Source organism: Pseudalkalibacillus sp. Hm43 (genome assembly GCF_054170705.1).
In genome coordinates, this window is sequence record NZ_CM135129.1 from 2450743 (window position 1) to 2473342 (window position 22600).

Annotated in this window: 19 protein-coding genes and 1 rRNA gene; 11 read left to right on the forward strand and 9 right to left on the reverse strand. The window is 43.2% G+C overall.

Going from position 1 to position 22600, the window contains the following annotated elements; genetic code table 11:
- Positions 1–71: 71 nt before the first annotated feature.
- The 9 genes from ACXQIQ_RS13085 to dnaA form a co-directional block, all read right to left on the reverse strand.
- A 16S ribosomal RNA gene (locus ACXQIQ_RS13085) occupies positions 72–1623 on the reverse strand.
- 355 nt (positions 1624–1978) lie between these two features.
- Positions 1979–3052 carry an HD-GYP domain-containing protein gene (locus ACXQIQ_RS13090; RefSeq protein ID WP_439301901.1) on the reverse strand — a complete coding sequence of 358 codons (1074 nt, stop codon included), beginning with the start codon at positions 3050–3052 and terminating at the stop codon, positions 1979–1981.
- Between the two features lie 129 nt (positions 3053–3181).
- A complete protein-coding gene (gene gyrA, locus ACXQIQ_RS13095; RefSeq protein ID WP_439301900.1) occupies positions 3182–5749 on the reverse strand; it encodes a DNA gyrase subunit A in 2568 nt (855 codons plus the stop codon).
- Between the two features lie 39 nt (positions 5750–5788).
- Positions 5789–7708: a DNA topoisomerase (ATP-hydrolyzing) subunit B gene (gene gyrB, locus ACXQIQ_RS13100; RefSeq protein WP_439301899.1), complete on the reverse strand. Its 1920-nt coding sequence runs from the start codon at positions 7706–7708 to the stop codon at positions 5789–5791.
- A 58-nt stretch (positions 7709–7766) separates the two neighbouring features.
- A complete protein-coding gene (gene remB / locus ACXQIQ_RS13105; RefSeq protein ID WP_439301898.1) occupies positions 7767–8033 on the reverse strand; it encodes an extracellular matrix regulator RemB in 267 nt (88 codons plus the stop codon).
- Between the two features lie 12 nt (positions 8034–8045).
- Complete coding sequence (gene recF / locus ACXQIQ_RS13110) at positions 8046–9167, reverse strand: DNA replication/repair protein RecF (protein WP_439301897.1); 1122 nt, start codon at positions 9165–9167, stop codon at positions 8046–8048.
- Between the two features lie 14 nt (positions 9168–9181).
- Complete coding sequence (yaaA, locus tag ACXQIQ_RS13115) at positions 9182–9391, reverse strand: S4 domain-containing protein YaaA (RefSeq protein WP_226552561.1); 210 nt, start codon at positions 9389–9391, stop codon at positions 9182–9184.
- Between the two features lie 140 nt (positions 9392–9531).
- A complete protein-coding gene (gene dnaN / locus ACXQIQ_RS13120; RefSeq protein ID WP_439301896.1) occupies positions 9532–10674 on the reverse strand; it encodes a DNA polymerase III subunit beta in 1143 nt (380 codons plus the stop codon).
- Positions 10675–10923: 249 nt separating this feature from the next.
- Positions 10924–12279: a chromosomal replication initiator protein DnaA gene (dnaA, locus tag ACXQIQ_RS13125; protein WP_439301895.1), complete on the reverse strand. Its 1356-nt coding sequence runs from the start codon at positions 12277–12279 to the stop codon at positions 10924–10926.
- An 851-nt stretch (positions 12280–13130) separates the two neighbouring features.
- On the opposite strand from dnaA, the gene rpmH reads away from it, so the two are divergent.
- The 11 genes from rpmH (at position 13131) to ACXQIQ_RS13180 (ending at position 22586) form a co-directional block, all read left to right on the forward strand.
- Complete coding sequence (gene rpmH, locus ACXQIQ_RS13130; protein ID WP_221567513.1) at positions 13131–13265, forward strand: 50S ribosomal protein L34; 135 nt, start codon at positions 13131–13133, stop codon at positions 13263–13265.
- Between the two features lie 95 nt (positions 13266–13360).
- The gene (rnpA, locus tag ACXQIQ_RS13135) at positions 13361–13711 is read left to right on the forward strand and encodes a ribonuclease P protein component (RefSeq protein ID WP_439301894.1); all 351 of its coding nucleotides are present in this window, start codon (positions 13361–13363) and stop codon (positions 13709–13711) included.
- A 4-nt stretch (positions 13712–13715) separates the two neighbouring features.
- On the forward strand, positions 13716–13949 hold the full coding sequence (gene yidD, locus ACXQIQ_RS13140; RefSeq protein WP_439301893.1) for a membrane protein insertion efficiency factor YidD: 234 nt from the start codon (positions 13716–13718) through the stop codon (positions 13947–13949).
- 82 nt (positions 13950–14031) lie between these two features.
- The gene (gene spoIIIJ / locus ACXQIQ_RS13145; RefSeq protein WP_439302031.1) at positions 14032–14769 is read left to right on the forward strand and encodes a YidC family membrane integrase SpoIIIJ; all 738 of its coding nucleotides are present in this window, start codon (positions 14032–14034) and stop codon (positions 14767–14769) included.
- Positions 14766–15386, forward strand: a complete 621-nt coding sequence (gene jag / locus ACXQIQ_RS13150) for an RNA-binding cell elongation regulator Jag/EloR (RefSeq protein WP_439301892.1) — start codon at positions 14766–14768, stop codon at positions 15384–15386. Before spoIIIJ ends, jag begins: the two co-directional genes overlap by 4 nt.
- Before the next feature lie 444 nt (positions 15387–15830).
- Positions 15831–17207, forward strand: a complete 1377-nt coding sequence (mnmE, locus tag ACXQIQ_RS13155) for a tRNA uridine-5-carboxymethylaminomethyl(34) synthesis GTPase MnmE (RefSeq protein ID WP_439301891.1) — start codon at positions 15831–15833, stop codon at positions 17205–17207.
- A gap of 26 nt (positions 17208–17233) precedes the next feature.
- A complete protein-coding gene (mnmG, locus tag ACXQIQ_RS13160) occupies positions 17234–19123 on the forward strand; it encodes a tRNA uridine-5-carboxymethylaminomethyl(34) synthesis enzyme MnmG (protein WP_439301890.1) in 1890 nt (629 codons plus the stop codon).
- Positions 19124–19135: 12 nt separating this feature from the next.
- The gene (gene rsmG / locus ACXQIQ_RS13165) at positions 19136–19849 is read left to right on the forward strand and encodes a 16S rRNA (guanine(527)-N(7))-methyltransferase RsmG (protein WP_439301889.1); all 714 of its coding nucleotides are present in this window, start codon (positions 19136–19138) and stop codon (positions 19847–19849) included.
- Between the two features lie 111 nt (positions 19850–19960).
- Positions 19961–20845: a nucleoid occlusion protein gene (noc, locus tag ACXQIQ_RS13170; RefSeq protein WP_439301888.1), complete on the forward strand. Its 885-nt coding sequence runs from the start codon at positions 19961–19963 to the stop codon at positions 20843–20845.
- A gap of 138 nt (positions 20846–20983) precedes the next feature.
- A complete protein-coding gene (locus ACXQIQ_RS13175) occupies positions 20984–21745 on the forward strand; it encodes a ParA family protein (RefSeq protein ID WP_439301887.1) in 762 nt (253 codons plus the stop codon).
- On the forward strand, positions 21738–22586 hold the full coding sequence (locus tag ACXQIQ_RS13180; RefSeq protein ID WP_439301886.1) for a ParB/RepB/Spo0J family partition protein: 849 nt from the start codon (positions 21738–21740) through the stop codon (positions 22584–22586). The genes ACXQIQ_RS13175 and ACXQIQ_RS13180 overlap by 8 nt, the downstream gene beginning before the upstream one ends.
- Positions 22587–22600 lie beyond the last annotated feature (14 nt).

Consider the following 22600-nt stretch of genomic DNA (forward strand, 5'->3'; position numbering starts at 1 on the left):
GCTCTTTCAAAACTAAACAAAAGCCAAAGCGTGTTGCCCCGAAGGGCTTATGTCCTAAAAGGACTCCTTAGAAAGGAGGTGATCCAGCCGCACCTTCCGATACGGCTACCTTGTTACGACTTCACCCCAATCATCTGTCCCACCTTCGGCGGCTGGTTCCAAAAGGTTACCTCACCGACTTCGGGTGTTACAAACTCTCGTGGTGTGACGGGCGGTGTGTACAAGGCCCGGGAACGTATTCACCGCGGCATGCTGATCCGCGATTACTAGCAATTCCGGCTTCATGCAGGCGAGTTGCAGCCTGCAATCCGAACTGAGAATGGCTTTATGGGATTCGCTCAACCTCGCGGTTTTGCTGCCCTTTGTACCATCCATTGTAGCACGTGTGTAGCCCAGGTCATAAGGGGCATGATGATTTGACGTCATCCCCACCTTCCTCCGGTTTGTCACCGGCAGTCACCTTAGAGTGCCCAACTGAATGCTGGCAACTAAGATCAAGGGTTGCGCTCGTTGCGGGACTTAACCCAACATCTCACGACACGAGCTGACGACAACCATGCACCACCTGTCACTTCGTCCCCCGAAGGGGAACCTTCTATCTCTAGAAGTAGCGAAGGATGTCAAGACCTGGTAAGGTTCTTCGCGTTGCTTCGAATTAAACCACATGCTCCACTGCTTGTGCGGGCCCCCGTCAATTCCTTTGAGTTTCAGCCTTGCGGCCGTACTCCCCAGGCGGAGTGCTTAATGTGTTAACGTCAGCACTGAGGGTGGAACCCCCCAACACCTAGCACTCATCGTTTACGGCGTGGACTACCAGGGTATCTAATCCTGTTTGCTCCCCACGCTTTCGCGCCTCAGCGTCAGTTACTGGCCAGAGAGCCGCCTTCGCCACTGGTGTTCCTCCATATATCTACGCATTTCACCGCTACACATGGAATTCCACTCTCCTCTCCAGTACTCAAGTCCCCCAGTTTCCAATGGCCCTCCACGGTTGAGCCGTGGGCTTTCACATCAGACTTAAGAGACCGCCTGCGCGCGCTTTACGCCCAATAATTCCGGACAACGCTTGCCACCTACGTATTACCGCGGCTGCTGGCACGTAGTTAGCCGTGGCTTTCTGGTTAGGTACCGTCAAGGTACCGCCCTATTCGAACGGTACTTGTTCTTCCCTAACAACAGAGCTTTACGACCCGAAGGCCTTCATCGCTCACGCGGCGTTGCTCGGTCAGGCTTTCGCCCATTGCCGAAGATTCCCTACTGCTGCCTCCCGTAGGAGTCTGGGCCGTGTCTCAGTCCCAGTGTGGCCGATCACCCTCTCAGGTCGGCTACGCATCGTCGCCTTGGTGAGCCCTTACCTCACCAACTAGCTAATGCGCCGCGGGCCCATCTGTAAGTGATAGCTAGAAGCCATCTTTCAACTTTCCACCATGTGGTGGTCAGTATTATCCGGTATTAGCCCCGGTTTCCCGGAGTTATCCCAGTCTTACAGGCAGGTTGCCCACGTGTTACTCACCCGTCCGCCGCTGATCTCAGGGGAGCAAGCTCCCCATTGATCCGCTCGACTTGCATGTATTAGGCACGCCGCCAGCGTTCGTCCTGAGCCAGGATCAAACTCTCCAATAAAGTGTTTGATTGCTCATTAAATGTAAATCGAAATTGATTCAGGGTTCTTATAAAAAGACCCGTTTCACGCTTGGCTTTTGTTCAGTTTTCAAAGAGCTGACTTGCCCATGGATGGGCTGACTTCGATGTTGTCACAGGACGTGACGCTTTTAATCGAAGTACCGCTGTTTGAAGCGACTTAAACAATATAACATTTCGCTAAGTGCTCGTCAACAACTTTTTGTAATTTGTTTTTCTTTGTTGAGTGCCTCTTTCGAAAATGCCTCTCAAAAGCGACAAATAATAATATAGCACGATTAATGAGACGTATCAACCCCTAAAAGCAAAAAAAAGAAAGGGAATTTCCCTTTCAGTATTAAGACAGGATATTTTCTATGTATAAATCGTTACGTTGCTTCAAGGCGATGATGTCTCCGCTCTCAATCTTCACCATTGGTCGTGTATGGGATTGCGGATCCATGAAGACGATCTCACCTATTTGTGTATTTGAAAGTTCTACTTTCGTACCTACAGAGAAGTTAGAGAGTTCACTCACCAAAACATTCAATATTTTCGGATCGAATTTCCCGAATTGATCCATCAACATCTGTTCTAATACTTTAAAAGGGGATTGCTTCATCCGATAAAATCTTTCAGAGGTCATGGCATGAAATACATCTGCAATTGCTACGACTCTGCTGAACGGTCTTAAGTTGTTTCCTTTCGTGCCAAGTGGATATCCACTTCCATCTTCACGTTCATGGTGCTGAAGAATGGACAGAAGAACATCTTCTTTAATGCCTGGTGTCCCTTTGAGCATCTTGTAACCTAAGATCGGATGTTGTTTGATTTCTTCAAATTCTTCTTTTTTCAATGTTTCTTTTTTTGTCAGTATGCGTGGTTGTACTTTCGACATGCCACAATCAATCAATGCTCCGGCTAGACCGATTTGGATGATGTCTCCTTTTGAATAAGATAGTTTCTTTGCCAGGAATGAGGAAATGAGTGCGACTGAGATTGCATGATGATAAACGTAATCCTTCTCACTTGAGAAATGATGCAAGGATAGAATCGTTTTCGGTTTAGTGATCGCGAGTTCAATGAGAGGTACAATCTCTTGGCGGACCTGAAAGAGGTCGACTGGGCTTCCAGCTTGCCAATTGGAGAATATTTTTTTGTACTGGGATACTGCTTTCATATATTTTGGATAGAAGTCGTCGTATAGTGTGGGGGTATCTACCGTTGTAGTTGTGTCTGTCTGCTCTTGTTTCGGGTCTGTTGTCACCTGAGATGGTTTTACATCTACTTCTCTAATATTGAAAGCTTTAAGCACTTCTATGTGTTCTCGCGTCAATTCTGTACCTTGTCCGACAATCGGTCGACTCGATAGTGAAAAAACGTCCTGATTGAGCATGTCACCTGTTTTTAAATTTTGGACATGAACTTTCAACCTAACCGCCCCTTTTATGCGTTGGTATTTAAATTATGTAAGAAAATGAATCGGCTGATGTTATGTAAGGAATTAAAATAAGTTATAAGAAACGGAGGAAAAAATCATTTCCTCCGTTCCAACTATTTCTTATTCGTCTGTTTGGTCTTCATCCGGTGATTCTTCTTCATTGTTAGTATCGGACGCTTCCGTTTCTTCTTGAACGTCTTCTGAAGAATTTTCGTTGTTTTCTTCGTCTGTTTCTCCGTCTAGAAGTTCTTCTTCATCTACCGGATCAACGACTGCAATTGTCGCAACGTCGACACCTTCGTTCAATCGGATCAAACGGACACCTTGCGTGTTACGTCCGTATTGTGAAATATCCGATACCGCCATACGAATGACGATTCCTGTTGTCGTGATGATCATGATTTCTTGATCTTCCAACACAGTCTTCAACGCGATGACCTTACCGTTTTTATCTGTAATGTTACATGTTCTTAGACCGATACCGCCTCGGCTTTGAACACGATACTCTTCCATTGGCGTTCGTTTACCGAATCCTTTTTCCGTAACGATGAGGATATCCCGTTCTTCCTCGGAAGAAAGAAGTTCCATTCCTATAACGAAATCACCTTCGCGTAAGGAAATTCCTTTCACGCCTGTTGCAGTTCTTCCCATCGATCGGACATCTGTTTCAGGGAACCGGACAGCCATACCGCTGTTCGTACCGATGATGATGTCCTTATTACCGTCAGTCAGTCTGACACCAATCAGTTCATCCTCATCACGTAGGTTCACTGCAATTAGTCCGCTCTGGCGAATGTTCGCGAATGCAGATAGAGGGGATCGTTTACAAATTCCGTCTTTTGTAGTGAAGAACAAGAACCAATCGTCAACGAATTCCTCGACTGGGATAATCGCTGAAATGGATTCGCCTTTTTCAATCTGCAATAGGTTGATGATCGGTATTCCTTTTGCCGTTCGTCCAAGCTCAGGAATCTGATACCCTTTCAAACGATAAACCTTTCCAAGGTTCGTAAAGAACAGAATCGTGTTATGCGTATTCGTCGAAAGTAGATGTTCGACGAAATCGTCATCGTTTGTCCCCATACCTTGGACACCTCGACCACCACGTTTTTGTGCACGATAGGTCGACATTGGAAGTCGTTTAACATATCCGTTATGGGTGACGGTGATGGCGATTTGCTGACGAGGAATCAAGTCTTCGTCTTCAATGGCATTTTCACCGATTGTGATCTCTGTTCGACGGACATCGTTGAATTTCTCTTTGATTTCCATCAATTCAGTACGGATGATCTCGAGGACCTTCTCTTCATCCGCTAAGATGGCTTTCAGTTCTGCAATCAATTTTACAAGCTCGTTATATTCTTCTTCGATCTTGTCACGCTCTAAACCAGTCAAACGTTGTAGACGCATGTCGAGAATCGCTTGGGCTTGTTCATAGGATAGGGAGAACTTCTCCATCAAGCCGTCCCGTGCGATATCGGTTGTACGTGAACCACGGATCAATGCGATGATTTCGTCAATGTGGTCAAGTGCGATTCGTAAACCTTCAAGTATATGAGCACGTGCTTCTGCTTTCTTCAGTTCGAAGATTGTACGACGACGGATCACTTCTTGTTGGTGCTTCAGGTAGTAATGAAGACATTCCTTCAGGTTCAACACTTTTGGTTGACCATCTACGAGGGCAAGAAGATTGATTCCGAAGCTCGTTTGAAGAGCTGTTTGTTTGTATAAATTATTTAATAGGACGTTTGCATTTGCATCTTTTCGAACTTCGATGACAATTCGCATACCGTTACGGTCGGATTCATCACGAAGGTCTGAAATGCCCTCGATCCGCTTATCACGGACCAACTCAGCGATTTTTTCAATCAGCTTCGCTTTGTTGACCTGGTAAGGGATTTCCGTCACGATGATGGCTTTTCGTCCATTATCCTTCTCATCGATATGGGCTTTTGCACGAGTCATGATCGAACCGCGACCTGTTGTATAAGCACGACGGATTCCTTCACGTCCCAGGATTTCTCCTCCTGTAGGGAAATCCGGACCAGGAATGTATTCCATCAAATCGGCAATATCTAAGTCAGGGTCTTTACTTAACGCTAGAATCCCATCAATGACTTCACCAAGCTGATGCGGAGGAATGTTCGTTGCCATCCCGACTGCAATCCCAGCTGCACCGTTCACAAGCAAGTTCGGGAACCGTGCAGGCAGTACGACCGGTTCATGTTCACTGCCGTCATAGTTCTCTTTGTAATCAATCGTATCTTTCTGGATGTCACGTACCATTTCCATAGCGATTTTAGACATACGTGCTTCTGTATAACGCATCGCAGCCGCTGCATCTCCATCGACAGAACCGAAGTTTCCGTGTCCATCGATCAACATGTTGCGATAGTTGAAGTCTTGCGCCATACGGACCATTGCATCGTATACAGCTGAATCACCGTGAGGATGGTACTTACCGATGACTTCTCCGACGATACGCGCAGACTTTTTGTAGGCTTTGTCTGCTGTCATGCCGAGGTCATTCATCGCATATAGGATCCGTCGATGAACGGGTTTCAGTCCGTCCCTGACATCTGGCAGGGCACGGCTGACGATAACGCTCATTGCGTAATCCATAAACGAGGTTCTGATTTCCTCGCTAATGTTTATTTCTTTCTTTCGAGATTGTTCGATATCGGCCATTCCCGATTACCTCCAATTACACTTCATTGTCTTACAAATCTATACATCAAGGTTTTTCACATATTGGGCGTTTTCTTGAATGAAATCACGTCGTGGTTCTACTTTATCACCCATGAGAATTTCAAAGATCTCATCCGCTTCAATTGCATCTTGAAGCTCGACTTGCAAGGTTGTCCGTTCTTCCGGGTTCATAGTTGTTTCCCACAGCTGGTTCGGGTTCATCTCACCAAGACCCTTATAACGCTGCAAGGATGGCTTAGGTGATTTGGAAATTTCATTCATGATTCGATCTTTCTCTTTATCGTTGTAGGCATACATCACTTTTTTACCTTGTTGGATTTTATACAACGGTGGTTGTGCGATATAGATATATCCTTGTTCAATCAACGGTCTCATATAACGATAGAGGAACGTCAACAACAACGTACGAATATGTGCACCGTCCGTATCAGCATCCGTCATGATGATGATCTTGTGATAACGGGCTTTTGAAAGATCGAACTCTTCACCGATACCAGTGCCAAGTGCCGTGATGATTGCACGGATTTCATTGTTGGATAAAATCTTATCCAAACGAGCTTTTTCAACGTTGATGATCTTACCACGCAACGGAAGGATCGCTTGGAAATGACGATCACGGCCTTGCTTGGCAGAACCACCTGCAGAGTCACCCTCTACGATGTACAGTTCAGAAATCGAAGCGTCTTTGGAAGAGCAATCAGCAAGCTTACCAGGTAGAGAAGAGACTTCTAACGCACTCTTACGTCTCGTCAACTCACGGGCTTTCTTCGCTGCCAGACGTGCGCGAAGTGCCATGCTTCCTTTTTCAACGATTTGTTTTGCGACAGTCGGGTTTTCATATAAGAACTGGGAAAACTTTTCTCCGAAGACGGATTCTGTTGCCGTACGTGCTTCTGCATTTCCTAATTTTGTTTTCGTTTGTCCTTCGAATTGAGGATCCGGATGCTTGATGGAGATGATGGCTGTTAAACCTTCACGGACATCATCACCAGAAAGGTTCCCTTCTTCTTTCAACAAGTTGTTTTTCTTCGCATAATCATTAATGACACGCGTCAATGATGTTTTGAATCCGTACTCGTGTGTACCACCTTCGTGGGTATTGATGTTGTTCGCAAAGGAATAAAGGTTACTCGCGAAGCTGTCATTATATTGAACAGCGATTTCAACAGAAATCTCATCGCGTACACCTTCTACGAAAATCGGTTCATGAAGCGACTCTTTTGTACGGTTGATATGTTCAACGTATGACTTGATTCCGCCCTCATAATGATAAACATGTTCTGCATGTTCGCCACGCTTGTCCTCAGCAATGATCTTCAGACCACGGTTCAAGAACGCAAGCTCACGCAAACGGTGTGCAAGGATTTCAAAATCATACTCTTGTGTTTCAGTGAAAATTTCAGTATCTGGAACGAAGTGCGTCACTGTTCCAGTAATGTCCGTCTCACCGATGACTTTAAGGTCTGCAGCAGGAATACCGCGGTTGAATTTCTGGTAATGGATCTTTCCATCACGGTGGACTTTCACTTCAAGTTCAGAAGAAAGGGCGTTAACGACAGATGCACCAACACCGTGCAGTCCTCCAGAAACCTTATATCCTCCACCGCCGAACTTACCGCCGGCATGCAAGACAGTCATGATAACCTCTACGGCAGGTCTACCCATTTTTTCATGTGTTCCGACTGGGATCCCACGTCCATTATCCGTGACTGTGATACTGTTGTCTTTTTCCACTGTGACACGAATTTCATCACAGTATCCCGCTAATGCTTCATCAATACTGTTATCGACGATTTCCCATACAAGATGGTGTAAGCCTCGCTTACTCGTTGAGCCGATATACATTCCCGGTCGTTTTCGTACAGCTTCTAATCCTTCGAGTACCTGTATCTGACTCTCATCGTATGATTGCTTTTGTGTTTCTTGATCAATACTCATATTATTCACCTGCTTCTTTTTTCGAACATCCTTAGATCCCATATATCAAATTCCGATCCTAGCTGTTTAACAGCTTTTCGAAATTGTTATTGATTTTCGCTCTTCGCTTTAAAGTAATAGAGGATAGAGGCGACAAGTATATTCCTTCTGTAGTGAGAACGATCGATTTGATCAATTCATCACTGATCGTTTCGAGATTCTGGTTCTCTTTATGGTGCTTCAAGAACGCCATCGTCTCCTCAGATTCTTTCGCAATCTCATAGTCGAATATGGCAACGACATCCCGTGTTTGCACGACAACATTTTCACCTAGATGGATAAACAAGGATTGCTCACCTCACTTTATTAACGCTGCTGTTCCGTTCTCCACATTGAACAGGCTCGCGTTTTTCAGCGTTTCGTGTTCAATACCATCCACACTCGTCGTAGTGACGAAGGTTTGAACCTTCCCTTGAATTGTATTCAACAAGTGGGACTGGCGGCTGTCATCAAGCTCCGATAATACATCATCCAATAACAATAGTGGATATTCACCAACTTCCGATTTGATCAGTTCGATTTCAGCTAGTTTCAAAGAAAGAGCTGTCGTCCTTTGCTGACCTTGCGAACCGTAGGTCTGAACATCCTTACCGTTCACGTAAAGTGCGAGATCGTCACGATGCGGACCTGCTAGGGTCGTGCCTCGTTCCATCTCTTTTTCTTTTATTTTATCAAATTTCAATTGATATTCTTCTATTATTTTCGTCATATCAAGCGAATCTGATACCTGTATAGAAGATTTGTATTGAATCTCGAGCGTTTCATGATTCCGAGTGATACCAGAATGGATCGGTTCTGCCCATTCTTGCAGCAATTGGAGGAATTCATGTCGCTTGTGAAAGATTTTCACGGCGTGCTCAATCAATTGTTCCGTAAGAATATCGAGCATGATTTCTTGCTCTTGCTTCCTCCTTCTCTGGAGATCGCGGAGCAAATGGTTCCGTTGCTGTAAAACCTTCTGATATTGACTGAGATGATGTAAATAGACAGGACTGATCTGGCCGATTTCCATATCGATAAAACGACGTCGCACCTGAGGGCTTCCTTTGACAAGATTCAGATCCTCAGGTGCAAACATGACGATATTCAACGCTCCGATATAATCGGTCAACCGTCTTTGTTCGATATGATTATATTTGGCCTTTTTGCCTTTTTGGCTGATAACGATTTGTAATGATAACGGTCCGTTCCGTTTTTGGACCCTACCTTCTATTTTACCATATTCACAGTCCCAACGTATCAATTCTTTATCACGCGGTGTCCGATGGGATTTTGCAAACCCTAAAACATAGATGGCTTCCATAACATTCGTTTTCCCCTGGGCGTTCTCGCCTATGAAAACATTCACATTATCCTGGAAGCTGAGTTCTTCGGTTTCATAGTTTCGATAGTTTTTCAGTAGTAATTCCTTCAAATGCAAAGGGAATCCCCCATTCAACGTGTTACGACAAAGGAGCCTGTCCCCGGTATAGTCACCGTATCACCTTCATACAGCTTTCTTCCTCGACGCTGTTCTGGTTCGTCGTTCACCAACACTTCATGTTCTGCTAAATACCATTTTACCATTCCACCGGATTGAATCACATCCGCTTGTTTAAGTAGTTGTTGCAATGTAATGTATTCGGTCGTGATATGGATTTCCATTTAGATTTCCTCCTGACATTTATGATTGAAATTTGGGGATTGTTGTTACTTGGAATCACCAATCCTATACAAAAAATCTCAACCTGTAAAAAAGCTACTAGGACGTCCATCAATGTCACTAGTAGCTTTTCACATATGAATTAATAAGTTCTTACTGGAAGGATCAATTGTTTGATCGATTGTTCTTCGATCGGAGTCAAGACGAACGGTCTCATTGCTCCGGTAAACTGGATTTGCACCTCTGAACAATCCATTGCTTTCAGAGCATCCATCATATATTTTGCACTGAATGAAATCTTTAATTCATCACCTTCAAGAGATTCCGTGACAACTTGTTCAAAAACTTTCCCGATTTCCGGAGAATTAGATGAAATTTCGACTTCATTGTTCTCTAGTGTAGAAAGTTTGACGACATTGTTTCTGCCCTCTTTCGCCAACAAGGAAGCGCGGTCGATTGCCTGCAAGAATTCCTTCGTGGAAACGATCATTTCCGTCTTACTTTCGTTCGGGATGAGTTTAGATGTATCCGGATAATTCCCGTCCAGGAGTCTTGAGAAGAACAAAATGTTTTTCGCTTTGAACAACACCTGACTTTCGGTTAGAACGATATCGATCAAGTCGCTATTATCATCCAGAATTTTCGAGAGCTCTGTCAAACTCTTACCCGGGATCACTACATTGGAGAAGTCGATTTCTTCCGAAGTCGTTTCCACTGCAGCTGATCTCGATGCAAGTCTGTGACTGTCCGTTGCAACACACTTCAATTCACCATCTTCAATATGCCAGTTTACACCTGTCAAGATGGGGCGTGTTTCTGAGGTGGACACTGCGAATACGGTTTGACGAATCAACGTTTTCAAAAGATCTGCCTGAATGCTGAATCGGTTATTTTCCTGAACTTCTGGCAATCTAGGATATTCCTGAGGATCGAGTCCATTCAAATTGAATTCAGACGAACCAGAGCGAATTCGTGTCGCAAATCGTTCAGATACTTCAATTTCAATCTTTGAATCAGGTAACTTTTTTACGATTTCTGAGAAAAAGCGAGCTTGAAGAACGATGCTTCCAGGCTTCTCAACCGTTACATGCTCATAACCATCTTCTTCAGCTGGTACAAAACGTTCGATTGAAATATCGGAATCGCTTCCTGTCAACGTTACACCATCTTCATGTGCTTCAATCTTAATTCCCGTGAGAATCGGAATCGTTGTTCGTGTTGAGACAGCTTTCATTACATCTTGCACACTGTCGACAAGCTGATCTCGGTTCATTACGAATTTCATTTATTTATTTCCTCCTCAGAAAGGTAATCCCTGAATCACTAAGGGCAACCTTTTTTGTCTATCAATCGAATCTAATTTCGGAGACATATTATTCTTTATTAATAAATAAAAATTAGCAGTAATAATAGTAGGGGCTGTGATTTTGTGGATAAGTCCAACAGAACGTTTTGTTAGCGGTTATCCACATGTGGACAGGTTGTGCATAAAACATAGGATTTTCAGATGAATTATTCACAGTTGTTCACAGCATTAACTTTTCAGTGCATCCCGAATTTCTTTGATTTTGTTTTGTAATTGTTGATCAGACCCTATTAATTTAGAAATCTTTTCGTGGGCATGAATGACCGTCGTATGATCACGTCCGCCGAACTCTTCTCCAATTTTCGGTAAGGAGAAGTCAGTCATTTCTCTGGATAGGTACATCGCAATTTGTCTAGGAAATGCGACAGTTTTCGTTCTTTTCTTCGCTTTGAAGTCTTCAAGACGTACATTGAACTTTTCTCCAACCATCTCTTGTATATCATGGATCGTCAATGTCCGTGGTTTAGATGACGGGATGATGTCCTTCAATGCTTCCGCTGCCAGATCCGCATTCATATCTTGATTGATGAGTGAAGAATAAGCTACGACACGAATCAACGCACCTTCTAATTCACGGATGTTCGTATCAATCTGATTGGCGATGTATAGCATCACTTCATTCGGAATATCGAGACCTTCGGCTTTCGCTTTCTTGCGTAAAATGGCGATACGTGTCTCAAGGTCCGGTGGAGTGATATCCGTAATGAGACCCCATTCAAATCGAGACCGTAACCGGTCCTCAAGTGTCGGAATTTCCTTTGGCGGCCTGTCACTTGAGATGACAATCTGCTTGCTTTCTTCATGCAAGGCATTAAATGTATGGAAAAATTCTTCTTGAGTTTGTTCTTTTCCAGCTAAAAATTGAATATCATCAATTAGCAAAACATCGACATTTCTGAATTTGTTACGAAAATCGACTGTTTTATTATCACGGATCGAGTTAATGAACTCATTCGTGAACTTTTCTGATGATAGATAGACAACTTTCGCACTCGGTTTATGATCGATGACGTAATGACCAATGGCATGCATCAAGTGAGTCTTACCGAGTCCAACGCCCCCGTAAATGAATAATGGGTTATAGGCTTTAGCCGGTGCTTCAGCTACCGCTAGGGATGCAGCATGCGCAAACCGGTTACCAGAACCGATTACGAACGTATCGAATGTATATTTAGGATTCAACATGCTTTGCGTCAAATTTTCATCCGATTGTTCCGCTTCGACTTTTGCTCTCTTCTTAGAGGCTTGATCCAGGTCAATCTCATCCTGTGTCTGATTTTGCGGAATGATGAATTTTACAGCTAACTTCGTCCCAGTGATGCTATCCAATGTTTCTGATATCAAATTGGAATAGCGGGATTCAAGCCAATCACGTGCGAATTCGTTAGGAGCTGTAATCACTAATGTATCGTTTTGAAGCGAATGAGCGGACGTTGATTTCAACCAGGTTTCAAAGCTTGGTTTACTCAATTTCTTTTCGATTTCACCCAAAGCTTTGTTCCATAAATCAGTGATATTTTCCATCATCACCCTCCTTTACGTTTTTTGTCGTAATTTAAATAAAGGTTATGTACACGGCTGACGTACAAACCATCAACTTCATCTCTATACATTCACAGAAAATGTGAATAACTATTAATATAGTAGAAACTGGAGTTATTTTCTGTATACACAAATTTGTGGACAAGCTTATACACAGACGTGCATGAGTGTCCACATTTTTATCCACAGCGTGTGGATAAGAGATCTATTCGAGGAAGTTTTGAACGGGTTAAAACACACTAATCATATCAAAAGGATACTGTAGTTGCAACGAGTTTTTTGTGGTTATCCACATTCGCAACACGTTGTGGAGAGAGGTTGTCCACAGCACTAGATTTTGTGTGTAATTTGTCGATAAAGGATGTGGATATGAAAAATGCTGTCGAAATTTTATCCACAAGACAATAAACAGACATGTATCTGCAATTCTTGAAAGTGAATTGTTGATAACTTTTAATCAGGTCATTCAAATGTAATTTTTGGCTGGGAGATGGAAGAATCGGAATAGGGAGAATGTGAACTGATTTGAAGAAAGTAGTTTTAAGAAATAAATGAAGAGGAAGAAAACGAAAGTGTTAGAAGTAGATCTTTGGAGAGGAACAACTTTTGCAAATTGATTGGAGAGCAAGGTGCGAGACTCCAGCAGGATTGCCGCACGCCCCGCGGAAAGTGAGCAGCTGGAGCGGAAATCAATATCCTATGAGTATTTAACTCAATCAATTTCATAATGAAACTTGACAGAAAGTGCAGATGTTCTTATAATTACAAAGACTGTCTAAAAGCATTATGCAATTATTTAGTTGTACTTGAAATCCTCGAGGAGGTGTAAATAAATGAAACCTACATTCCAACCAAATAATCGTAAGCGTAAGAAAGTACACGGTTTCCGTGCGCGTATGAGTACAAAGAACGGACGTAAAGTTCTAGCTCGTCGCCGTCAAAAAGGAAGAAAAGTATTATCTGCGTAGGCCACTGAATAAACAGTGGTCTTTTTTCACTTGCACATTATTTTTTTGCAGTGAAAAGAAAGATCCAAGTAAAGTGTTGTACGGAGTGAATCCGGATGGAGAAGAAGTATCGAATAAAGAAAAACGAGGAATTCCAAGCGGTTTTCCGAAATGGTGAATCCTTCGCAAACCGACAATTCGTCGTTTATTTTTTGAAGAAACCGAACCAGGATTACTTCCGGTTGGGTTTGTCGGTGAGTAAAAAAATCGGTAATGCTGTTACCCGAAACCGGGTGAAAAGGTATGTCCGAGAAGCTTTTCATCAAATTGATGAAGAAATTCGAAATTCCTATGATTATGTCATAATCGCAAGAAAACCAACCTCTAATATGGATTTCCATGAAGTGAAGAGCAGTTTGATCCATGTCATGAAACGCTCTAAACTATTGAAAACATCGAGAGGATAATGGTATGAAATATATATTGATGTTCATCATCCAAATCTATCGAAAAGGCATATCTCCATTTACTCCGCCATCGTGCCGATTCTATCCGACCTGTTCATCATACGGATTAGAGGCGATACAAAAGCATGGCGCGTTTGCTGGAGGATGGCTGACATTGAAGCGGATTTTGAAATGTCATCCTTTTCATCCAGGTGGAGTAGATCCTGTACCTGAAAAGGACAAGATGGATCGGGAATAACCTTTTTTTGTAGAAAGGTACCGTTGTAAGGAGGATTTAGCAAGTGAGAAAGAGAATAGGCTTAATAATCTCAGCCATTTTCATGGTTATAGTTTTAGCAGGGTGTTCACTTGACAAACCAATTACAGATGAGAGTACTGGATTTTGGGACGAGTACTTCGTCTATCCATTATCCTGGTTGATTACTGAGGTAGCTGAGTTCTTTAATGAAAACTATGGCCTCGGAATCGTCATCGTAACCCTGTTGATCCGTTTAGTATTATTACCATTAATGATTAAACAGACAAAAAGTTCTATGGCAATGCAGCAGATTCAACCTGAAATCAAAGCATTGCGAGAAAAATACAGCTCAAAAGACCAGAAGACTCAACAGAAATTACAGCAAGAGACGATGCAGTTGTTCCAAAAACATGGCGTCAATCCTTTAGCTGGTTGTATGCCATTGATTATCCAAATGCCGATTTTATTAGGATTCTATCATGCAATTATGCGAACAGAAGCGATTGCGGAACATAACTTCCTATGGTTTGACCTTGGAAGTCCCGATCCATATTATCTCTTACCATTAATTGCAGGTGTGACGACTTATTTACAACAGAAGATTATGATGGGCGGGTCAGATGCGATGTCTGCCAATCCGCAAATGAAGATGATGCTTTACATCATGCCGATCATGATTATCGTCTTCGCAATATCATTCCCAGCTGCACTTTCCCTTTATTGGGTAGTCGGAAACCTGTTCATGATTGCACAAACCTACTTTATTACTCTTCCTATGAAAAATAAGGAAAGTAATGCTACGGGGGGCGCGAAAAAGTGAAGCAATTAACGATAACGAGCAAGTCAGTTGAAGAAGCAGTCCAAGAAGCATTAGCTCAATTACAAACATCAGAAGAAAAAGTTGAAATTTCGATCTTAGAAGATGCTAAGAAAGGGTTTCTGGGACTTGGTTCCAAGCCTGCGGTCGTTCAAGTCACTTTGAAGGTTGATCCTATCGAAGATTCCATCGAATTTTTGAAAAAGGTCGCTGCGAAAATGGGTGTTGAACTGTCCGTTGAAGTGAAGGAAGACGAAGATGGTACCGTATTGGACCTATCAAGTGAGAAGATTGCGATCTTGATTGGAAAAAGAGGCCAAACGTTGAATGCACTTCAGTATTTGACGAACCTTGTAGCCAATAAATCTTCTGATGAATATCAACGAGTGATCTTAGATGCTGAAAACTATCGTGAGCGAAGGAAAGAAACGCTCGAAAGACTTGCCCATCGTTTAGCTTCCAAAGCGTTGAAAATCAACAAGAAAGTATCGTTGGAACCGATGCCGTCGATGGAACGGAAAATCATCCATATGACATTGAAATCCAACAATAAAGTGCAAACCTCATCGGAAGGCAGTGAACCACATCGTCGCGTGGTCATCAAACCTTCATCGATCTAAATGAAACTGTAACTTATACGAGTGCTGATTCTTAGCTACCCTTAAATGGTAGGAGGATCAGCACTTTTTTAGCGAGATTTACCGTGAAAATTGTGCTGTCTTAGAAATAGACGCGCTTGTTTTGTAAAAATAGGTGGTCGTTTTAGAAATTGAGAGGCTGGTTTTAGAAAAACAGCAGCTCGTTTTAGAAAAACAGTGTTCGGTTTTAGAAAATCACCCAGAAGTTTTAGATTGATTCTTGTGCTGGAAAGAACTAAACTAGTATGTTGTGGATAAGTGCAAAAATAGGTCGAAAAAGACCGTTAAAAGTTATCCACAGTGGATAAAATGCAGGTAATGCAATCAAATTCTACCAATAGATGATTTATAGAGATTCGAAAGTGTGCTATTCTATTGTGTTAGGAAGCATGATTCGGGAAAACATAGAGAAAAGAGGTGAAATCGATGGAAGGAGATACGATTACAGCGATATCGACTCCTATGGGAGAAGCCGCGATCGCGATCGTTCGTTTGAGTGGGGATGATGCGCTGGATATTGCGGATCGAATGTTCCGGGGAAAGCAATCGTTGAAAGAGGTAGAAAGCCATACGATCCATTATGGCTATATCATTGACCCAGATACAGGGGAAAAAGCGGAAGAAGTCATGGTAACTGTCATGAAGGCTCCGAAGACCTTCACTCGAGAAGATGTGGTGGAAATCAACTGTCACGGTGGGCTTGTATCTGTGAACCGGGTCCTTGAACTTGCCTTGAGCGGTGGAGCGCGACTCGCTGAACCTGGGGAATTCACGAAACGAGCTTTCTTGAATGGTCGAATCGATCTTTCTCAAGCAGAAGCGGTCATGGATCTGATCCGCGCCAAAACCGATCGAGCGATGAACGTCGCTTTGAATCAAATGGAAGGTCGACTGTCTAAATTGATTCACACGCTTCGTCAAACATTGCTTGAAACGGTAGCCCATGTAGAGGTGAACATCGATTACCCTGAATACGATGCAGAGGAAATGACGCATCAGCTCTTAAACGAGAAGTTAGGATATGTGCAAAGCGAAATCGACTCGCTCCTTCAAACTGCAGAACAGGGGAAAATTCTCCGTGAAGGACTATCTACGGTTATCATCGGTCGTCCGAATGTCGGGAAATCATCCTTATTGAACAGTCTCGTTCATGAAAATAAAGCGATTGTTACGGATATACCGGGTACGACACGTGATGTGATAGAGGAATATGTAAATGTTCGCGGTGTTCCGCTCCGTCTTGTCGATACGGCAGGTATACGAGAGACAGAAGATATTGTCGAACGGATCGGAGTTGAGCGCTCTCGACAAGTATTGAAAGAAGCAGACTTGATCTTATTGCTGTTGAACAATGGAGAACCATTGTCAGATGAAGATCGGAAATTGTTCGAAGCAGCTCGTGGGATGGATGTTATCGTCATTGTGAATAAAACTGATCTGGATTCGAGAATCGACATGGATGAAGTTCGACAGTTAGCCGAAGACCATCCAGTCGTAAGTACGTCGATTAAGGAAGAAAAGGGAATTGATGAGCTCGAGGAAAGCATCAAAGAACTCTTCTTCTCAGGTAGTGTCGAATTAGGAGATATGACCTATGTGTCGAACTCCAGACATATTTCGTTACTGAAACAGGCTAAGCGTTCTTTGCAAGAAGCCTTTAATGGTATTGAAGCTGGCCTTCCTGTCGATATGGTGCAGATCGATATCACAAGAACTTGGGAAATTTTAGGAGAAATTGTCGGAGATACTGTATCAGAAAGCTTGATTGATCAGCTATTCTCACAATTTTGTCTCGGGAAATAAATTAGGAACGATTAGGAGGTTCCGATATGAAACGATATGATGCGGGAAACTTTGATGTCATTGTCGTTGGAGCAGGCCATGCAGGAGTAGAAGCAGCGCTGGCCTCAGCAAGAATGGGGGCGAAAACCCTCGTACTGACATTGAATTTGGATACGATCGCTTATATGCCATGTAACCCATCCGTCGGTGGTCCGGCAAAAGGGATTGTCGTCCGTGAAATAGATGCCCTCGGTGGGGAAATGGCAAGGAACATTGATAAGACCCACATTCAGATGAAAATGTTGAACACAGGAAAAGGACCTGCTGTTCGTGCACTACGCGCGCAAGCAGATAAATTCCTGTACCAAAATGAAATGAAGAAGACGATGGAACAAGAAGAAAACCTTACACTCCGCCAAGGTATGGTTGAAGAATTGATCATTGAAGACGGAGTATGTAAAGGTGTCGTGACCAAAACCGGTTCTGCCTACTATGCGAACAGCGTTGTCGTGACAACTGGTACGTACTTGAGAGGGAAGATCATCATCGGTGAATTGACTTATGAAAGCGGACCGAACAACATGCAGCCGTCAATCAACCTTTCTCATGACTTGAAGAAGCTTGGTTTCAATATGGTTCGTTTCAAAACAGGCACACCACCTCGTGTCAATTCTCACACGATTGATTACAGTAAGACGGAAATCCAGCCAGGAGATGATAAACCGCGAGCGTTCTCTTATGAGACGACGGAATACATCACCGATCAAATCCCTTGCTGGTTGACGTACACAGGTGAAGTGACGCATCAACTGATTAACTCGAACCTGGAACGTTCACCAATGTATTCTGGTATGATTCAAGGAACAGGACCTCGTTATTGTCCTTCTATTGAAGATAAAATCGTGCGTTTCAATGATAAGCCACGCCATCAGATTTTCTTGGAGCCGGAAGGACGTAATACGGAAGAAGTCTATGTACAAGGCTTGTCGACGAGTCTACCGGAGGATATTCAACGAAAAATCCTCGCAACGATTCCGGGTCTTGAAAAAGCGGAAATGATGCGCGCTGGATATGCGATTGAATATGATGCGATTGTACCGACACAGCTGTGGCCATCACTTGAGACCAAGTTGGTGAACAACCTGTTCACGGCAGGGCAGTTGAACGGCACAAGCGGATATGAAGAAGCCGCAGGTCAAGGAATCATGGCTGGAATCAATGCTGCACGAAAATCACAAGGTGAAGATCCAGTCATCCTGGATCGTTCCGAAGCATATATCGGAGTTCTGATTGACGATCTCGTGACGAAAGGGACGAATGAACCTTACCGTCTGCTTACATCGAGAGCAGAATACCGTCTCTTGCTCCGTCATGATAATGCTGATCTTCGTTTAACCGAGCTTGGTTACAAGATCGGACTTGTACCAGAAGACCGTTACCAACGCTTTGTTTATAAAAAAGAACAAATTGCTGAGGAAATCAACCGCCTGGAGCATACGTCCGTCAAACCGGATGAACAGACGCAAGCCATTCTTGAAAAAGCAGGAAGTAGTGCACTGAAAGAACCGATGAGTGCAGCTTCATTATTGAGAAGACCTGAAATCACTTATGACGTAATTGCGGAAATTGCTCCGGCAGATCAAGAGGTTCCGGAAGTTGTAGGGGAGCAGGTTGAAATCCAGACGAAATATGCTGGATATATAGATAAGCAACTGGCACAGGTTGAAAAAGTGAAGAAAATGGATGAAAAGAAGATCCCTGAAGATATCGACTATGATGCGATCAATGGTCTAGCAACGGAAGCAAAGCAGAAGCTAGCTGAAGTCCGCCCGCTTTCAGTCGGCCAAGCGTCCAGAGTTTCAGGTGTGAACCCATCTGACATTTCCATTTTGCTCGTCTACCTTGAACAAGGAAAGATTGCGAAACTTGCCAAGTAATGAGGTGCACCAATGAACATTGAACAATTCCAACAAAAGCTGGAGGAGAAAGGGATCACCCTTTCTCCTGAACAGCTTCATCAATTTGATACATATTACGAAACATTAGTGGAATGGAACGAGAAAATGAATTTGACAGCGATTACAGACCGGGAAGGGGTGTACTTGAAACACTTCTACGACTCGATCAGCGCGGCATTCCATTTCGATTTCAACCAGATTGAAAAGATGTGTGACGTTGGTGCCGGAGCCGGCTTCCCGAGCATACCGATTAAAATCTGCTTTCCACATCTAGACATTACGATCGTTGATTCGTTGAAAAAGCGGATGACGTTTTTAGAGCATTTATCTGAAAGATTGAACCTAACGAATACGCATTTTTTCCACGATCGCGCCGAAACGTTCGGAAAAAACAAATTCCACAGAGAACAGTATGATCTCGTTACTGCGCGTGCCGTCGCACGCCTTTCTGTGCTAGCGGAATTATGTTTACCGCTTGTGAAAGAAAACGGTACATTTTTAGCAATGAAAGCGGCCAATGCATCAGAAGAACTGGAAGATGCTAAAAATGCAATTACGCAATTAGGCGGCCGATTTGAAAACTTAGAGCAGTTCCAGCTACCGATTGAAGAGAGCGAACGGAATTTAATTTTCATTCATAAGCAAAAATCGACACCTAAAAAATACCCAAGAAAGCCTGGTACGCCAAACAAATCCCCACTATAGTTTCACGTGAAACATCCTATTTTGTCGGAAGAAAGATGCCTCTTCATGAAAGGATATAGGAAACATCCTGTAGAAAGTTATGTATGGAGTTTGAAAAAGGTGGTGTAAGAGATGAAACATCCGTTTTCACGATTGTTTGGTCTGGGAGAAAAGACTTCTGAGGCTGAAGAGGGTACTGTCGAGAATGAAACGATCGAAGAAGAGTTCAGTGGAAACGAAGAAGTGCTTCAAATACCAATCAAAGAAATCGTCCCGAACCGATACCAACCACGTACGGTCTTTATTGATGAACGAATAGAAGAATTGTCTCAAACGATTAAAACACATGGAATCATACAGCCTATTGTTGTCCGCCGTAGAGAGGATGTATATGAGATCATTGCAGGGGAGCGCCGCTTCCGTGCAGTCCAAAAGCTCGGGTGGTTGACGATTCCTGCAATCGTCAAAGAATTCAACGAGTCTCAGACGGCATCCATTGCGCTTATTGAGAACTTGCAACGTGAAGAACTCTCTGCCATTGAAGAAGCGACAGCGTATGCAAAATTGATTGAGATTCATGGCTTAACGCAAGAAAGTCTTGCCCAGCGGTTGGGCAAAGGGCAATCGACCATTGCGAATAAGCTTCGTTTGTTAAAGCTGCCTGATGCGGTCCAAAATGCTCTTTTGAATAAAGAAATAACAGAACGTCATGCAAGGGCGCTTATTTCATTGAAAGTACCTGAAAAACAAGAAAAGGTACTGAAGGAAATTAAGGAACGCAATCTGAACGTTAAACAAACGGAAGAACGGATCAAGCAGCTATTAGAAGCTGAAGATCCAGACAAAAAGGCGAAACCGAAGCCAAAGCGTAAATCGGTAAGTAAGGATATGCGCCTTGCGATGAATACGATTCGCCAATCGATCGATATGGTCCATCAAACAGGTCTTTCTATCGATACAACAGAAGAGGACCTGGATGATTGCTATCAGATCACCATTCGTATTCCGAAAAAGTAATCACAATCGACGATAGATTCATAGAGAGGGCTGGCTACACACCGTAGCTGGTCTTCTTTGTATTAAAATTATCATTCCTTTTTCCGTATTCATGATAGAATAAGAAAAAGTAGTTGTAGGGTAAGGGTAGGTGACATCGTGGCGAAAGTCATTGCAATTGCCAATCAAAAGGGCGGAGTTGGCAAAACGACCACATCAGTGAATTTAGGAGCATGCCTAGCATATCTAGGTAAGAAAGTGTTAATGATTGATATCGATCCTCAAGGAAACGCCACAAGTGGTGTTGGTATAGATAAAGGGGACATTGATCAATGCATCTATGATGTATTGGTGGATGATGTAGACGCTCAAAAAGTCATCCAACAAACGAATGTAGAAGGCTTGTCGATCATTCCTTCTTCCATTCAGCTTGCGGGAGCTGAAATCGAACTCGTACCGACGATTTCCCGAGAAGTACGATTGAAACGTGCGCTTGAGCAAGTAAATCATCAATTTGATTATATTATCATTGATTGCCCCCCTTCATTAGGGCTTTTGACGATCAATTCTTTGACAGCATCAGATGCAGTCCTCATTCCGGTCCAGTGTGAATACTATGCCCTGGAAGGCTTAAGTCAGCTTTTGAACACAGTCCGTCTCGTACAAAAGCATTTGAATACGGATTTACGTATAGAAGGTGTATTGCTCACCATGTTTGATGCCAGAACCAATCTTGGCATCCAGGTGATCGAAGAAGTAAAGAAATATTTCCAAGAAAAAGTGTATGGTACTGTCATTCCAAGGAATGTCCGGTTGAGTGAAGCACCCAGCCATGGGAAACCAATCATTATCTATGACCCGAAATCTCGGGGAGCGGAAGTGTATCTAGACCTCGCAAAGGAAGTGATGTCGAATGGCTAGAGGATTAGGAAAAGGAATCAATGCTTTCTTCCCGACGAATGAATCTGAAACCGAACAAGAGATCCAAGAAATCAAGCTCAGTGACATTCGTCCCAACCCATATCAACCAAGAAAAACGTTTGACCAGAATGCCATCAATGAGCTGAAAGAATCCATAGAAATGCATGGTATTCTGCAGCCCATCGTCGTTCGGAAAAGCATCAAAGGGTATGAAATTGTGGTCGGCGAGCGCAGATATCGTGCAGCCAAGGAATGCGGCCTGAAAAAAATCCCGGTTCTCGTAAAAGATTTGAACGAACAGAAAATGATGGAACTCGCATTGATTGAAAACTTACAAAGGGAAGACTTGAACCCAATTGAGGAAGGACAAGCTTATGCCAGCCTCATGCAAGAGTTGGAATTAACGCAAGAACAGTTGGCAAGCCGTTTAGGAAAAAGCCGACCGCATATCGCGAACCACTTGAGACTTCTGCAGCTGCCTGCGCTGGTACAACAATTGTTAGCAGAGAAAAAGCTGTCGATGGGTCATGGACGAGCACTTTTATCCCTTAAAAATAAAACGCACGTTTCTTCTGTCGTCCAGAAAATCATGAAGGACAACTTGAGTGTGCGCCAAGTGGAACTTCTTGTACAACAATTGAACCAGAATGTTTCACGTGAAACAAAGAAAAAGAAACCTGAAAAGAACGTATTCGTTAAAGAAAAAGAATCCAGTTTAAGAGAACGTTTTGGAACACCTGTTACGATCAAGCAGACGAAACAAAAAGGAAAGATCGAAATCGACTTCTTTTCAAAGGACGACTTGAATCGTATATTAGAGTTATTAGAAGGTAGAGAGTAGACCAAAACCATCGA

What these genes read in the sequence shown, in the direction of transcription:
- spoIIIJ (WP_439302031.1), top strand. Translation starts at nt 14,032, where the DNA reads ATGGTTATAGTTTTAGCAGGGTGTTCACTTGACAAACCAATTACAGAT.
- rpmH (WP_221567513.1), top strand. Translation starts at nt 13,131, where the DNA reads ATGAAACCTACATTCCAACCAAATAATCGTAAGCGTAAGAAAGTACAC.
- gyrB (WP_439301899.1), bottom strand. Translation starts at nt 7,708, where the DNA reads ATGAGTATTGATCAAGAAACACAAAAGCAATCATACGATGAGAGTCAG.
- rsmG (WP_439301889.1), top strand. Translation starts at nt 19,136, where the DNA reads ATGAACATTGAACAATTCCAACAAAAGCTGGAGGAGAAAGGGATCACC.
- yidD (WP_439301893.1), top strand. Translation starts at nt 13,716, where the DNA reads ATGAAATATATATTGATGTTCATCATCCAAATCTATCGAAAAGGCATA.
- yaaA (WP_226552561.1), bottom strand. Translation starts at nt 9,391, where the DNA reads ATGGAAATCCATATCACGACCGAATACATTACATTGCAACAACTACTT.
- dnaN (WP_439301896.1), bottom strand. Translation starts at nt 10,674, where the DNA reads ATGAAATTCGTAATGAACCGAGATCAGCTTGTCGACAGTGTGCAAGAT.
- rnpA (WP_439301894.1), top strand. Translation starts at nt 13,361, where the DNA reads ATGGAGAAGAAGTATCGAATAAAGAAAAACGAGGAATTCCAAGCGGTT.
- dnaA (WP_439301895.1), bottom strand. Translation starts at nt 12,279, where the DNA reads ATGGAAAATATCACTGATTTATGGAACAAAGCTTTGGGTGAAATCGAA.
- mnmE (WP_439301891.1), top strand. Translation starts at nt 15,831, where the DNA reads ATGGAAGGAGATACGATTACAGCGATATCGACTCCTATGGGAGAAGCC.
- gyrA (WP_439301900.1), bottom strand. Translation starts at nt 5,749, where the DNA reads ATGGCCGATATCGAACAATCTCGAAAGAAAGAAATAAACATTAGCGAG.
- noc (WP_439301888.1), top strand. Translation starts at nt 19,961, where the DNA reads ATGAAACATCCGTTTTCACGATTGTTTGGTCTGGGAGAAAAGACTTCT.
- mnmG (WP_439301890.1), top strand. Translation starts at nt 17,234, where the DNA reads ATGAAACGATATGATGCGGGAAACTTTGATGTCATTGTCGTTGGAGCA.
- ACXQIQ_RS13180 (WP_439301886.1), top strand. Translation starts at nt 21,738, where the DNA reads ATGGCTAGAGGATTAGGAAAAGGAATCAATGCTTTCTTCCCGACGAAT.